Genomic DNA, 13,740 nt, shown 5'->3' on the forward strand with positions numbered 1-13,740 from the left:
TAAAAAAACGTTAAAATACACTTTTTACAGGACAATCTGCATATAGAACATGCTGTTAATCATGCGTTAATTGTAAACGGATTGCCGCAACCTATTGGTAACTTTATAATATAAAACCGCAAACATGAAAAAGACATCGTATTTAAAAGCTGCATTTTTTGGTATCCTTATCCCTGCCCTGCTTATTGCGTGTAACGAAAAAGATGAGCGCAAAGAGCTGGAGGCCCGCGAGGAAGCAAAAATAGGTAAGGTGTTTAACCCGGCCATACAGGGAAATGAACACGAAAACCAAACGAACCAGTTCCCATCCAGCCGAAATAAAAACGATTATAGTACAGCCGAACCTGCTGTGCCGGCAGGCGCAGATACGGCTGCTGCCCCAACTACTAACCCGGATAAGCCAAAAACAAACAGTGCTAATGCTACCACGCCTACACCTACGAGTGCTACAAGTGCAAAGCCTACAAAAGAATAGGTTATGCTTGCAAACACCGTAAAAGAAGAATATAGCGAAGCGCGCGAACTGAGAGGCCTGTTTGAAAAACAGCTTAAGGAATTGTATTGGGCTGAAGGCATTATGGCCGATATGCTTGCCGATGTAGTTGCAGAGGCATCAAGCAAAGACCTCGTGGCATTGCTGGAAAACCATTTGGACGAGACCAACCACCATATTGTAAGGCTGGAGCGGATATTTGAGTCGATTGGCATTCCTGCCGAAGAGTTGCCTTATGAAGCCGTAAGCTGCCTTATAAAAGAAGCTGAAAGCTTTATTGATAACTCCATGCAGGGCGTTGTGCGCGATGCGGGCCTTATAGCGGTACTGCAAAAAATAAAGCATTACGAGATTGCCTGCTACGGCACCATGAGGGCATACGCCCTGGCACTGCGCGAAGAGGATGTTGTTGTGTTGCTTGAGCAGACGCTTGAAGAAGAGAAAGGCGCCGATTTGCTGATGTCGGCCATTGCGGAGTCGCATATTAATATTGAAGCCGCCGATAAAGAAATATAAATTAAAAAGAAGAATTATGTCTAAACCAACTGAATTGCCTGCACAAAAACAGAACGATCAGCCGGGTGACGAATATAAAATGCACCCTGAGCCGGAGGTTATACGCCCCGGTTACAAGGGCAGCGACAAACTTAAAGGTAAAATAGCCCTTATTACAGGTGGCGACAGCGGTATAGGCCGAAGCGCAGCTGTACACTTTGCCCGCGAGGGCGCCAGTGTAGCCATTGTGTATTTAGATGAACATAAAGATGCCGAAGCCACCAAAGCCCTTGTAGAAAAAGAAGGCCAAAAATGCCTGCTGATAAGCGGCGACCTAAAGGACGAAGGCTTCTGTAAAGATGCGGTAGTCCAAACTGTGAACGAGCTGGGCGGACTAAACATTGTGGTTAACAACGCCGCGGTACAGTTTCCGCAAACTGAATTTAAGGATATTACCGGCAGCCAGGTTCGCGAAACGTTTGAGACTAACATACTGCCGTTTTTTTATATTACGCGCGAGGCTCTTAACCATTTAAAAAAAGGCGACAGCATTATTAATACCACATCGGTAACGGCATACAGGGGCAGCGAGCACCTTATAGATTACAGCAGCACCAAAGGGGCAATCGTGTCTTTTACGCGTTCTACCTCAGCCATGCTGGCCGAAAAAGGCATCCGTGTAAACGGTGTGGCGCCGGGCCCAATATGGACACCGCTTATACCGGCAAGTTTCCGACCACAGGATGTGGCTAAATTTGGGCAGGACACCCCAATGAAACGCCCCGGCCAACCCAGCGAAGTAGGCCCTGCTTATGTGTTCCTTGCCAGCGAAGATGCATCATACATTACCGGGCAGGTACTGCATGTAAACGGCGGGGAAATGACGGGGGGATAATTTTTAGTTAACGGTTGACAGTTTTCAGTTTACAGAAAGAACAGGCAACAGGCAAAATTCTAAATTACAAATTGCAAATCTCAAACAAGAAGAAATTCCAAATGAGGAAAAATTCCAAGTTCCAAATTACAAATCTCAAACAAGGAGAAATTCAAAATGAGGAAAAATTCCAAGCTCCAAATTACAAATTTCAAACAAGGAAAAGTTTAAAATTATAAATCAAACAGAGGAAATTCTCAATACTAAAGTATAATATCTCAATACACAAATAATATTAATTAATAAAATTTAGAAATCATGGAAAATAATCAGAACGACCACAATGACAATATCATAAGGCCAAATACCAATAACACTAACAGTGTTGTAAGGCCTGCCGAGGATATTAACAGGGCACATAATGAAAACAGGAGGGTTCAGGGTGACCTTGACTTAACTCCGTTTGACCTGCCGTATGAAGACCCGGCTGTTACCAACCCGGAAGAACTGGCATCGTTTCCTAAGCCGGCCGAGATCGTGAGCCAGCAGGACATTGATAATGAGAACGAAACGCATTTAATTAATACTAAAAGATCGCCCGTAAGGGAAGGCAGGAATATTATCAGTACTGATAATAACCCCAACCGCGACGGTTTTATGTAGAATTTTAAGCCATAAATATTGTAAAGAGCCTATGTGGCTCTTTTTTTATTGCCCGAAACACCTGTAAACACTACAGCTATTACGATATATTGATTTTTAGGCAGTTATATTGATAATTTAACAAAAATTACGTAACTTTATACTAATAAAATCATCCACTTATGGCAACCGATCTTAATTTCCGCCAGGATCAGGCAGATCAGGGCGTAGCAGTACAGTTAGCATATTACAATGGTATTATGCCTTATGAAGACCCTGCAATCGTTAACCCAAACGAATTGGCAAGTTTTCCTAAACATGTTAGAAGAGATGGCCACCACCACCATGAAAGCCACCTTAATCACAGGACTCCCGTTACCGATGGGCGCTACATAACCCGTACCGATAACCAACCAGGCAGGTATGGATTGTAACAACTTTACTCTAAAAAACAAAGCCCTCTTATTTGCATAAGAGGGCTTTGTTTTTTAGTAGCACGGATAACTATTTCTTATCGGCCGTAGCAACTTTTTTATCGTTAGCAATAACTGCTTTCGGGTCGTTAGCAACCTGTGGCACATCGCTTGTAAATTCGTCTACACGGGCGCGCTCCTGTTTTTTAGCAGCGGTTGCCTTTGTAGTTGTAGCTGGAGTAGTCGTTGTAGTTTCAGTTTCAGTTTTCACTTCTGTTGCAGGAGCCGCTTTTTTAGTGGCTTTGTACTCTACAACATTGTAAGTAGTTGGGTCCGGTTGTTTTATGTAACTCTGGGCAGAGGCTACGCCTATTGTAAATAGAGCCGCTAGCGATAAAATAATCTTTTTCATGATCTTTGCTTTTTTGTTATTTCAAAGATACCCCACTAAAACAGGCTTGTATGTTGTTGTTATCCTAAGACTAAGCCAAAAGCTGTTAAAAATATTCAAGTTTTAACTACCATCTGTTAAAAAATTATTCTAATATATTTTAACACTACTGCATTTTGAATATAAAAAATCGTTAAATTTACATATAACACCTTGTATATTATGGATTTAACACCGCAGATAATTATGCTGGCGCAGCGCTGGCTAAATTTAAAAAATCTTGGTGCCGGCACCGCAGATGGCATTATAGGAGACAAAACAAAAGCCGCGCTTAATAAGGCATCGGAACTCCCTAAAACCTGGACGCTGGAAAAAAAGATAGTGGGCGCCGTACAGCTTTTTGCCAAACAGGAGGGTTTTGTGCCCGGCCCTATTGATGGGCTTTGGGGTACGCAAACCCAAAGCGCTTATGACCAGCTGCGGTATAAACTGCTTTACGGACAGGAACCCGAACCCTGGCGGCCGGAAGACCGTACGCCCGTTAACCCCAACAACTGGCCGGTACAAAGCCAAAGTGCGCTAAATGCGTTTTATGGCGTGGCTAAAGAGACAGGCAATGCAAACCTGGTATCGGTAGCCGTGCCCTACCCGTTGGTTATAGCGTGGGATACCTCTAAAAAAGTAACTAAGATTACCTGCCACAAAAAAGTAAAGGACAGCCTTATACGTGTGCTTACCAAAACATTGCAGCATTATGGCCTTGCCGAAATTAAACGCCTGCGGCTGGATTATTTTGGCGGATGCTTTAACTACCGCATCATGCGCGGCGGTACATCGCTTAGTACGCACTCATGGGGTATTGCCATTGATTTTGACCCTATAAACAACCAATTGAACTGGGGCCGCGACAAAGCAACTTTTGCCCGCCCCGAATATAATAAGTGGTGGGAGTTTTGGGAAGAAGAAGGCTGGGTTAGCCTGGGCCGCGACCGCAATTATGACTGGATGCATGTGCAGGCGGCTAAGCTGGTTTCCTGATTTTATTTGATGATTGCCTGTAACAAAAATCGGCTACTGCATTCTAATTAGTTAATCAATCTAAAAAATCAACAATTACAATGACAGCACACGAAATAGATTACCGGATTTTTGGCGAAGAAATGCAGTATGTAGAGATAGAACTGGATCCGCAGGAGGCCGTTGTAGCCGAAGCAGGTACTTTTATGATGATGGAAAACGGCATACAGATGGAAACCATTTTTGGCGATGGCGGTAACCAGAACGAAGGCATTATGGGCAAGCTTTTTAGCGCAGGCAAGCGTTTGCTAACCGGTGAGAGCCTGTTTATGACGGTTTTCCTTAATCAATATAAAGACAAGCGTAAGGTTAGCTTTGCATCGCCTTATCCCGGCAAAATAATACCTATAGACCTTACCGAGGTGGGCGGGCGTTTCATCTGCCAGAAGGATGCTTTTTTATGCGCAGCCAAAGGAGTTACCGTGGGTATAGAATTTTCTAAAAAATTAGGCCGTGGGCTTTTTGGCGGCGAAGGCTTTATTATGCAAAAGCTGGAAGGCGACGGTATGGCGTTTGTACACGCAGGCGGTACACTGGCGCGCAAAGAGTTGGCAGCCGGCGAAGTGCTTAAGGTAGATACCGGCTGTATTGTGGGCTTTACCAAAGAGGTAGATTATGATATTGAGTTTATAGGCGGTATTAAAAATACGGTTTTTGGCGGCGAAGGGCTGTTTTATGCCACACTGCGCGGGCCGGGAGTTGTATTTATACAATCGTTGCCGTTTAGCAGGCTTGCCGGCAGGATATATGCAGCGGCGCCACAGGGAGGCGGGCAACAGCGCGGCGAAGGCAGCATACTGGGCGGCCTGGGCAATTTGCTTGATGGCGATAACAGGTTTTAAGCAATTAAAAACATACGACAGTAAAAAGGGCTTTGGCCCTTTTTTTTTGGCTCATAATTTGATAACTTTCCCAACACTAACCAACTGCTTATGAAATTACTTTTTACCCTTATTACCGTGCTTGGCATAAGCACACTTTTCGCACAGGAATATAAAGGCCTTGCCCAGGGCCAGCCTGCACAAAAAAATTACCTTACCACAGTACCCTATACTTTTAAGCGGGACAAGATGATCGTACAGGCATCTATTAACAACAAAACCTATAATTTTTTGTTTGATACCGGCGCACCTATGGCAATCACGGCAAAGGTGGCAAAGGAGCTGGGCATTACATCGGTAAATAAATTACAAATTCAGGATGCTAACGGTGCGTCAGACAGCCTTGCAGTGGTAAACCTGAATAATATAAAAATAGGTACCGTTACCTTTAATGGCGTGCCTACCCTGGTTGTTGATAAACTGGGGCCTTTAGAATGCCTTAATATAGACGGCTTTATAGGCAGTAATGTATTGCGCAACTCGATAGTGCAAATTTTACCGGGCAATAAAACCATTATCATAACCGACAGCCCGAAAAGCCTGAAGTTATCACGCAAAAATTCGGTTAAAATGTTTGTTGAGCCGGGGCAGGCCAGCCCGCTTGTAAGCATCAGCCTTCTTACCGATAAGATGGATGCCGATGAAACAGTGCTGATAGACACGGGGATGTCCGGCTTTTACGACCTTTCTACGGCAGTATATAAAAATGCCCAGCAATACGACTTATTTAAAACGCTGGCACAAGCTACCGGATTTTACACCCTTGGGCTTTACGGCAACTCAAAATCAGAGCTGCAATATCAGGTTAAACTACCCGAGCTTGCCATTGGTAAGTTCGGCTTTAAAAACATTACCGCCACTACCACATCCGACCTGCGCTCTCGCGTGGGTATCGAATTATTAAAGCACGGCAATATTACGCTGGATTACCTTAACGGCAGGTTTTACTTTGAGCCTTTTGGCGATAAAAAATCGGTAGACTTAGCCGAAAAGTCATGGCCGTTTAAACCCGTAGTTAAAGATGATAAAATAATAATTGGTATTGTTTGGGACGCTGCCCTTGCCGGTAAAATTGATGCCGGTGATGAGATACTAAGCTTTGGCAACCTTAATTTTAACGGAATGGATGTTTGCCAAAAATTGTTATCCGACTTTAAAGCAGTCGCCGATAATGTTGCACTGGTTATTAAAGATGCTGAGACGGGCGAGGTTAGGACGTTGCAGGTTAGCAAGGAGTAATATTCTTTTGTCTAATAAAACCACCCCACCCTGCGGGCACCCCTCCAAAAGAGGGGAAACCACGATTGCTCTCCCCCCCTATACTAAGTTTGAGTAAGCATATTTGAGTGAAGCTAAGGCCTTAAACTTCGTTGCGTTAAGCAAAATAGAAGTGGAGGCGTTAAAAATCATTTGCTGTTTGAGCGCAGCGAGTTCAAATGATTTAGCCGAGACTTCTATTTTGTAGCATAAGAAGTTAGAGCCTTGAATTTTTGGTTCTTTTGTTTCAAGACAAAAGAACAATCCTTATCTTTGAACTTTGGCTTTAGGGGTATTCTGAAAAGAATTGAGAGAGTCCCTTTGAACCTGACACAGTTTATACTGTCGTAGGGAAAAGCGTAGCATTACTACACTGTTTCAAAATCTTCCTGTTTTTTTTGGGAGACTCTATAGCCATATTTTACTTAACACCTTAAAAATATGAAAGAGTCTCTTTGGGAATCCATCCAGTTTGTAAAGAAAAATTCGCCCCTTGTACATAACATTACCAATTATGTGGTAATGAATAACACCGCCAATGCCCTGCTTGCCGCCGGTGCATCGCCTATTATGGCACACGCCCACCCTGAAGTTACCGATATGGTTGCCATTTGCAGTGCCACCGTTATTAACATTGGTACACTTGATGAGTATTGGGTAGAAAGCATGGTGCAGGCCGCTGCAAAGGCTAGCCAGATAAACAAACCGTGGGTGCTGGACCCTGTTGGGGTTGGTGCTACAAACTTCCGTAACGCTACAGCCGCGCAATTACTTGTTTTTAAGCCAACGGTTATTCGCGGCAATGCCTCCGAAATTATGGCGCTGGCTAATGTTAGCCTCTCTAAAACCAAAGGGGTTGACAGCGTACACCAAAGCACCGAAGCCATTGCCGCCGCACAATGGCTTAATCAAACTACGGGCAGTGTAGTGTGTGTATCGGGCGCGGTAGATGTTATTGTAAACGACAACAGTCAAATTCACCTAAAAAATGGGCACCCGCTCATGCAGCAGGTTACGGGATTGGGTTGCACGGCATCCGCATTAATTGGCGCTTTTGTGGGCAATAATCCGTCTGACCCTTTTATTGCTACTGCCGCCGCCATGGCATTGCTGAGTATTGCAGGCGAAATTGCCCAAAGGCAGTCGGCGGGGCCGGGAAGCCTTCAGGTGAACCTGCTGGATAAGCTGTACAACCTTACGCAGGAAGAGTTTTACCACCACTTAAAGCTGGAAGAAATTAATGGATAACCATTTTCCTTACCGGCTGTATTTAGTGGTTAGCGAAGATGCCTGCCTTGGGCGCGACATTATTTGGGTTACCGAACAGGCTATAAAAGGCGGCGTAGATGTGGTACAGCTTCGCGAAAAGCACCTTAACACACCCGACTTTACAACTTCAGCCCTCCGGCTAAAAGAAATGCTGGACGGTTATAACGTTCCGCTTATAATTAACGATACTATAGCAGTTGCACAAGCCAGCGGCGCAGCGGGAATACACGTTGGCAACAGCGACACTCCCCCCTCTAAAATTAGGCAGCTGTGGCCGGAGTGCGGCACAGTGGGCTACTCTATAGAATATTTAGAGCAGTTATATAGTCCCGAAATTCAGCACAGCGATTACCTTGGCATCAGCCCGGTTTTTAGTACACTGACCAAGACCGACACGGTTACCGAATGGGGCCTTGAAGGCATCCTTAACATACGGGCACTTACCTCTAAACCATTGGTTGCCATTGGGAATATGAACGCCCATAACGCCCGCGACGTTATCCGCGCCGGTGCCGATTGCCTTGCGGTGGTTTCGGCCATTTGCAGTGCCGATGATCCGGCGAAAGCCGCCGAAGCGATTCGCAATCAAATAGAAAAAGCATTATGAAACACTATACCTACCCTGCCGTGCTTACCATTGCAGGATCTGACCCCAGTGGCGGTGCGGGCATCCAGGCCGACCTAAAAACATTTTCGGCCCTGGGCTGCTACGGCATGAGCGTTATTACCGCCCTTACCGCCCAAAATACCCTTGGCGTAACGGGTATACACAGCATACCGCCCCATTTTGTAGCCGAACAACTGGAAACGCTTTTGCAGGACATTACCCCACTTGCCATAAAAATAGGCATGGTACACACGCCACAGTTAGCCGGTGTAATTGCCGACTGCCTGCTGCAATTCCCCAACATTCCCGTGGTGTTAGACCCGGTTATGATAGCCACCAGCGGCGACCGTCTTATAGAAAATGAAACTGTTGCCGCAATTATCCAAAAACTATTTCCGCTGGCTACCGTTATCACTCCAAATATGGATGAGGCGGCGCTGCTGGCAGGCACCCCCGTAACATCGGTGGCCGATATGCAGGCTGCCGGTAAAACAATACTCGGCCTGGATACCAATGCAGTATTGGTAAAAGGCGGGCATTTACCATCGGAACAATTAACCTCGCTGCTGTTCACTTCCCAAAGCCATCGGGTAACCGAATATACCTCTCAAAAAATTGCGACAAAGAACATGCATGGGTCGGGCTGCACCTTGTCGTCGGCCATTGCTGCCTGCCTTGCTTTAGGAGATGCTTTGCCACAGGCTGTACAAAAAGCGCAGGACTATGTGCACGGGGCAATTCTACACGGTGCCGACGTAATTACCGGCAAAGGCCACGGCCCGCTAAACCATTTTTATAACCCGCAAACCCTTAAAAAACATGAGCTGGAGTAAGCTTGCATGGCAGGAAGCCCTGCCTATATACCACAACATTATCGCAATGCCTTTTATCAAAGAACTGGCCGACGGTACACTGAACATTGAAGCCTTTAAATACTACCTGCAACAGGATGCCCATTACCTGGAATATTTTGCGCGCACCCTTGCCGTAATTGCAGCTAAGGTGCCCGATGTGAATACCATGCTGGATTTCATCCGCTTTGCCGAGGGTGCCATTATTGTAGAGCGCGCGCTGCACGACTCATATTTTGCCGAATACAATGTAATTGAAAGGGCACCGCTATCGCCCACCTGCCACCACTATGTGCATTTTATGCAAAGTACCGCTTATGCTGCCGATGTTGCTGTGGCTATGGCGGCCGTACTGCCCTGTTTTTGGATCTATAAAGAGGTGGGCGACCATATTTTACAACACCAGGTTAAGGGTGCCAACCCGTACCAGGGATGGATAGACACCTACGCCGGTGAAGAATTTGGTATAATAGTACAAAAAGCCATTTCCCTATGCGATGCCGCCGCGGCGGATGCCTCGCCCCAGCAACGCCAAAAAATGACGGAGGCTTTTGTAACGGCAAGCCGCCTGGAGTTTGCCTTTTGGGATAGTGCTTACAGGCTGGAGCGGTGGTAGTGTTTTGAATGCCTGTCAGCACTAACGCAGACTGCCTTACGGTAGTCAGATGTAACAATCTCACTTAAGGGATCAACAATATAATTACTGCGATACGAGTGAGATCGCTTCGTTGTGCCTTCTCGCGATGATGTTGCGTGAAGAATGAGTTTTACGCGTTCCATACCCACAACAGTCATCGCGAACGCAGTGCAACGGAGTGTGGCGATCTTACCCAGGATATCAACAATATAGTTACTGTGATGCGAGTGAGATCGCTTCGTCGTGCCTTCTCGCGATGACATTGCGTGAAGAATGAGTTTTACGTTCCATACCCGCAACAGTCATCGCGAACGCAGTGCAACGGAGTGTGGCGATCTTACATGTAGCCCGGTGCACCTTCTTATGGTCAAATGTAATATCACGTCCCAACGCCTACATCGTACTTGGTTTACTTAATACGCCTGTTGTTTTATGCCGGGCTGTGCGTTATTTACTATTTTATTGGGTTAGAAATTAATAAGCGAAATATCAAAAATTAAAGCTACTGTACACACCTGCAAGGATTAAACTACATTTAATCTCATAACATTATGGTTTTAAAATGAAATTATGAAACCAACTTAATTTGTATTTTTGTAAAAAATTTCTACTACTACATGAATTTAAACGGAGATATAATTATAATTGAGGACGATTACGACGACAGGGAATTTCTTGTTGAAATAATTGAGGAAGTATTAAAGAATAATGGTTACCACAACAAGATCGTGACGATTGCCGATAGTGGCAGGGTTATCGACTTTTTAAAGGAAGCGCAGGATTCGCCTTTTTTAATAATTTCGGATATTAATATGCCGGGTATGGACGGTTTTCAGCTAAGGCAGCAAATTTTTGAAGACCAGGACCTGAACGACAAGTGCATTCCGTACATATTTTTAACTACATCGGGCGATAATGTAGACCTGATGAAAAAAGCGTATGGCCTATCGATACAGGGTTACTTTACCAAGCCGAATGACTATTCCGAATACCAGGTTTTAATGTCGGATATTATCCGCTACTGGAAGGTTGCCAAGATTGCCAACAGGGTTGGCTATGACGGATAACCATCTTAAAATATTTTATAAATTGAACCGGCATTAGCCGGTTTTTTTATGCTATACATCCTACAATAATTTTTTATGTAAACAAATTCCAAAAAACAACTATCAAATTACAAACTACTTATTTCGCATTCTAAACTCACAACTCCAAACGCTGCACCCATTTACTACTTTCCCGGTGCAAAGTTACAACAGGTTTTTAGGTGCAGTACTGAAGTGGTTCTTGCAGTAAATTTTACCTGCATTTTGATTTTTGATATTTCACACCACTATTTCCGTTTTTAGCTAAAAATACGCTTTTGGGTAGTTTTAGAAATACCAAAAGTGAAACATAAAAATTAAATTATTGAAATTCAGCATTATAAAAATTCGTAAAAAAGTGATTTCAGAATCCGAAAGTGAAATATTAAGCCTTTTTACAACCGCACATTATTCCAAAAGTGAAATATTAAAGCAAAAAAGCATCAGTTTACACTGATGCTTTTAATTACAAAATTGTAGTATTTTATTTACTTTAATTCGAATTCGGTTTCCTGAACATTATTGCTTGCGGTACCTACAAAAACCTTGAAGGTTCCCGGCTCTACCAAATAGTTACCGTTATTATCGTAAAAACCTAATTCATAATTGGTTAGCATAAATGTGACGGTTTTTGTTTCGCCTTTTTTAAATGACACTAACTCAAAGCCTTTCAGCTCTTTAACAGGCCTTGAGAGGCTTGCCGAAACATCCTGAATGTACAGCTGCACAACTTCTTTACCATCATAACTACCTGTATTACTGACATCTACACTTACTTTAACCGGTTCGCCTTTGGCATATACCTTTTTATCCAGCTTGGGTGCTCCATATTTAAAGGTGGTATAGCTAAGTCCGTGGCCGAAAGCATATTGCGGGGTTTTTTCTACATCGCCGTAATGCGACCAAAACACGTTTTTGTCAGCATTTACAGGCCTTCCGGTGCTATGCTGGTTGTAATAGATGGGCACCTGCCCCACATTTCGAGGAAAGCTCATGGGCAGTTTGCCGCTTGGGTTGTAATCGCCGTAAAGTATCTGAGCCACAGCATGTCCGGTTTCGCTACCCAGGTGCCAGGCCTCTACAATTGCCGGGATGTGCTCTGCAGCCCACGGTATGGTTAGCGGTCGGCCATTATTGAGAACCAGCACGATACGCGGATTTACCTTGTAAATTTCCTCTAACAGCTCCTGCTGAAGCCCCGGCAGGTCGATATTGGTACGGCTACGGCCCTCCCCACTCTGGAAGCCATGCTCACCCAGTACCATTACCACCACATCGGCAGCTTTGGCGGCTTTCTTAGCAGCCTCAAAACCAGACCTATCCGTAACATTTAGCTGCACCTCATCTAAAAAAGTTGCCTTGCCCACTATCAGGTCGGCGCCCTTTTCGTAGGTTAGCGTGTTGCCTTTATACTGCTGCATCCCTTCTAAAACCGACACTGCCGTGTTGTCATCGGATGCTATCCTCCAACTGCCCAACGGACTGTTTTTATCGGTGGCTAGCGCCCCGATCAGGGCTATTTTCTGGCCAGTTTTCTTTAACGGAAGCAGGCTCATATCGTTCTTTAACAGCACTATAGACTTCTTAGCAACATCCAGCACTGCCTCGTGGTTGGCCTTGCTGTTTATAGTTGCTTTTTCGCGTTTTTCATCGCAATAGCGGTAAGGGTCGTCAAAAAGGCCAAGCTCGTATTTTACCCTCAGGATACGTCGCACCGAATCGTCTATCAGGGCCACATCTACCTTGCCCTCGTTAACCAGCTTAACAAGCTCGTTTACATATAGGTACGATTCCATATCCATATCCGCACCTGCCTTTACAGCCTTTTCAGAAGCCTCGGCACCGTCTTTAGCAAAGCCCCAGGTAATCATCTCCCTGATTGAGGCCCAGTCGGTTATCACAAAACCATCAAAGCCCCATTTGCCTTTAAGGATGTCGCGCTGCAAAAAGCTGTTGCCTGTTGCCGGAACGCCATTCAGGATATTGAAAGAGTTCATAAACGTGCGCACACCGGCATCTTTAGCGGCCTTAAACGGCGGAAGCACAGTATTATACAACGTAGCGTTACCGATATCTACCGTGTTGTAATCGCGGCCCGACTCGGAAAAGCCATAACCGGCAAAGTGCTTGGCACAGGCAGCGATGGTATTGGGCAACGACAAATCATCGCCCTGGAAGCCTTTTACGCGCGCTGTAGCCACTTTTGCCCCCAGATATGGGTCTTCGCCCGCTCCCTCCATTACGCGGCCCCAGCGGGCATCCCTTGAAATATCTACCATAGGCCCGAACGTCCAGTTAATGCCCGATGCCGATGCTTCATCTGCCGCTACCTGCGCCGAGTGCTTTATAGCCTCCAAATCCCAGCTTGCAGCCTCGGCTAACGGAATAGGTGCCAGCGTTTTATATCCGTGAATAACATCAAAGCCAATAATAAGCGGTATCCCCAGGCGGGTTTCTTCCACCGCTATTTTTTGTACGGCGCGCACCTGGTCTACGCCTCTCACGGTAAGCATACTACCCACCCAGCCTTTGCGCAGGTGCTCATATTTTAAGGCGGCATTACCCTCTTTAGGCGACGGCCCCGTAACATCCCAAAAGCCGTTATACTGGTTCATCTGGCCTACCTTTTCTTCAAGGGTCATCTTCGCCATTAAGGTGGTGATCTTCTGCTCGATATCCTGTTTTTTGTCCATAGTTTTCTTTTTCTGGGCCTGTGCCGTGCCTATTGCAAACAGCGCCAGCGCCACTAAAATTGGTTTATGTTTCAT

The 13,740-nt window shown here is 45.2% G+C and carries 15 protein-coding genes and 1 riboswitch; of the genes, 13 read left to right on the forward strand and 2 right to left on the reverse strand.

The genetic code is table 11. The features are described 5' to 3' along the window. The first annotated feature begins 124 nt into the window (after nt 1-124). The 5 genes from FMM05_RS07490 to FMM05_RS07510 all read left to right on the forward strand — a co-directional run bounded on the left by FMM05_RS07490 (nt 125) and on the right by FMM05_RS07510 (nt 2,938). Nucleotides 125-475: a hypothetical protein gene (locus FMM05_RS07490; RefSeq protein WP_143372723.1), complete on the forward strand. Its 351-nt coding sequence runs from the start codon at nt 125-127 to the stop codon at nt 473-475. 3 nt (nt 476-478) lie between these two features. Further along, the gene (locus tag FMM05_RS07495) at nt 479-1,009 is read left to right on the forward strand and encodes a YciE/YciF ferroxidase family protein (protein ID WP_143372724.1); all 531 of its coding nucleotides are present in this window, start codon (nt 479-481) and stop codon (nt 1,007-1,009) included. A 16-nt stretch (nt 1,010-1,025) separates the two neighbouring features. Next, on the forward strand, nt 1,026-1,883 hold the full coding sequence (locus FMM05_RS07500; RefSeq protein ID WP_143372725.1) for an SDR family oxidoreductase: 858 nt from the start codon (nt 1,026-1,028) through the stop codon (nt 1,881-1,883). A gap of 297 nt (nt 1,884-2,180) precedes the next feature. Further along, on the forward strand, nt 2,181-2,525 hold the full coding sequence (locus tag FMM05_RS07505; RefSeq protein WP_143372726.1) for a hypothetical protein: 345 nt from the start codon (nt 2,181-2,183) through the stop codon (nt 2,523-2,525). A 161-nt stretch (nt 2,526-2,686) separates the two neighbouring features. After that, on the forward strand, nt 2,687-2,938 hold the full coding sequence (locus FMM05_RS07510) for a hypothetical protein (RefSeq protein ID WP_143372727.1): 252 nt from the start codon (nt 2,687-2,689) through the stop codon (nt 2,936-2,938). 70 nt (nt 2,939-3,008) lie between these two features. Here FMM05_RS07510 and FMM05_RS07515 read toward each other — a convergent pair whose 3' ends face one another. Continuing rightward, a complete protein-coding gene (locus FMM05_RS07515) occupies nt 3,009-3,329 on the reverse strand; it encodes a hypothetical protein (RefSeq protein ID WP_143372728.1) in 321 nt (106 codons plus the stop codon). Nucleotides 3,330-3,530: 201 nt separating this feature from the next. Between FMM05_RS07515 and FMM05_RS07520 the strand changes: the two genes are divergently transcribed. The 8 genes from FMM05_RS07520 (at nt 3,531) to FMM05_RS07555 (ending at nt 10,954) form a co-directional block, all read left to right on the forward strand. Next, entirely contained in the window at nt 3,531-4,346 is an 816-nt protein-coding gene (locus tag FMM05_RS07520) for a M15 family metallopeptidase (protein ID WP_143372729.1), read from the forward strand. Between the two features lie 80 nt (nt 4,347-4,426). After that, complete coding sequence (locus tag FMM05_RS07525) at nt 4,427-5,227, forward strand: TIGR00266 family protein (RefSeq protein ID WP_143372730.1); 801 nt, start codon at nt 4,427-4,429, stop codon at nt 5,225-5,227. Nucleotides 5,228-5,317: 90 nt separating this feature from the next. After that, on the forward strand, nt 5,318-6,505 hold the full coding sequence (locus FMM05_RS07530) for a retropepsin-like aspartic protease (protein WP_143372731.1): 1,188 nt from the start codon (nt 5,318-5,320) through the stop codon (nt 6,503-6,505). Between the two features lie 296 nt (nt 6,506-6,801). Further along, nucleotides 6,802-6,894: riboswitch (TPP riboswitch) on the forward strand. 70 nt (nt 6,895-6,964) lie between these two features. Next, nucleotides 6,965-7,771, forward strand: coding sequence for a hydroxyethylthiazole kinase (gene thiM, locus FMM05_RS07535; protein WP_143372732.1), 807 nt, complete (start codon nt 6,965-6,967; stop codon nt 7,769-7,771). Continuing rightward, the gene (thiE, locus tag FMM05_RS07540) at nt 7,764-8,399 is read left to right on the forward strand and encodes a thiamine phosphate synthase (RefSeq protein WP_143372733.1); all 636 of its coding nucleotides are present in this window, start codon (nt 7,764-7,766) and stop codon (nt 8,397-8,399) included. Before thiM ends, thiE begins: the two co-directional genes overlap by 8 nt. After that, nucleotides 8,396-9,232 (forward strand): bifunctional hydroxymethylpyrimidine kinase/phosphomethylpyrimidine kinase, encoded by an 837-nt coding sequence (gene thiD / locus FMM05_RS07545; RefSeq protein ID WP_143372734.1) that lies wholly within the window; start codon nt 8,396-8,398, stop codon nt 9,230-9,232. The genes thiE and thiD overlap by 4 nt, the downstream gene beginning before the upstream one ends. Further along, nucleotides 9,219-9,866, forward strand: a complete 648-nt coding sequence (gene tenA / locus FMM05_RS07550; protein ID WP_143372735.1) for a thiaminase II — start codon at nt 9,219-9,221, stop codon at nt 9,864-9,866. Before thiD ends, tenA begins: the two co-directional genes overlap by 14 nt. 638 nt (nt 9,867-10,504) lie before the next feature. Further along, nucleotides 10,505-10,954: a response regulator gene (locus FMM05_RS07555; protein ID WP_143372736.1), complete on the forward strand. Its 450-nt coding sequence runs from the start codon at nt 10,505-10,507 to the stop codon at nt 10,952-10,954. Nucleotides 10,955-11,460: 506 nt separating this feature from the next. Here the strand turns inward: FMM05_RS07555 and bglX are convergent. Beyond that, the gene (gene bglX / locus FMM05_RS07560; RefSeq protein ID WP_143372737.1) at nt 11,461-13,740 is read right to left on the reverse strand and encodes a beta-glucosidase BglX; all 2,280 of its coding nucleotides are present in this window, start codon (nt 13,738-13,740) and stop codon (nt 11,461-11,463) included.

The sequence above is a fragment of the Flavobacterium zepuense genome, assembly GCF_007097145.1.
GTDB classification, from domain to species: domain Bacteria; phylum Bacteroidota; class Bacteroidia; order Flavobacteriales; family Flavobacteriaceae; genus Flavobacterium; species Flavobacterium zepuense.

Excerpts from the sequence above, each read along its gene's own strand:
- FMM05_RS07490 (WP_143372723.1), top strand. The coding sequence starts at position 125 with ATGAAAAAGACATCGTATTTAAAAGCTGCATTTTTTGGTATCCTTATC.
- FMM05_RS07495 (WP_143372724.1), top strand. The coding sequence starts at position 479 with ATGCTTGCAAACACCGTAAAAGAAGAATATAGCGAAGCGCGCGAACTG.
- FMM05_RS07500 (WP_143372725.1), top strand. The coding sequence starts at position 1,026 with ATGTCTAAACCAACTGAATTGCCTGCACAAAAACAGAACGATCAGCCG.
- FMM05_RS07505 (WP_143372726.1), top strand. The coding sequence starts at position 2,181 with ATGGAAAATAATCAGAACGACCACAATGACAATATCATAAGGCCAAAT.
- FMM05_RS07510 (WP_143372727.1), top strand. The coding sequence starts at position 2,687 with ATGGCAACCGATCTTAATTTCCGCCAGGATCAGGCAGATCAGGGCGTA.
- FMM05_RS07515 (WP_143372728.1), bottom strand. The coding sequence starts at position 3,329 with ATGAAAAAGATTATTTTATCGCTAGCGGCTCTATTTACAATAGGCGTA.
- FMM05_RS07520 (WP_143372729.1), top strand. The coding sequence starts at position 3,531 with ATGGATTTAACACCGCAGATAATTATGCTGGCGCAGCGCTGGCTAAAT.
- FMM05_RS07525 (WP_143372730.1), top strand. The coding sequence starts at position 4,427 with ATGACAGCACACGAAATAGATTACCGGATTTTTGGCGAAGAAATGCAG.
- FMM05_RS07530 (WP_143372731.1), top strand. The coding sequence starts at position 5,318 with ATGAAATTACTTTTTACCCTTATTACCGTGCTTGGCATAAGCACACTT.
- thiM (WP_143372732.1), top strand. The coding sequence starts at position 6,965 with ATGAAAGAGTCTCTTTGGGAATCCATCCAGTTTGTAAAGAAAAATTCG.
- thiE (WP_143372733.1), top strand. The coding sequence starts at position 7,764 with ATGGATAACCATTTTCCTTACCGGCTGTATTTAGTGGTTAGCGAAGAT.
- thiD (WP_143372734.1), top strand. The coding sequence starts at position 8,396 with ATGAAACACTATACCTACCCTGCCGTGCTTACCATTGCAGGATCTGAC.
- tenA (WP_143372735.1), top strand. The coding sequence starts at position 9,219 with ATGAGCTGGAGTAAGCTTGCATGGCAGGAAGCCCTGCCTATATACCAC.
- FMM05_RS07555 (WP_143372736.1), top strand. The coding sequence starts at position 10,505 with ATGAATTTAAACGGAGATATAATTATAATTGAGGACGATTACGACGAC.
- bglX (WP_143372737.1), bottom strand. The coding sequence starts at position 13,740 with ATGAAACATAAACCAATTTTAGTGGCGCTGGCGCTGTTTGCAATAGGC.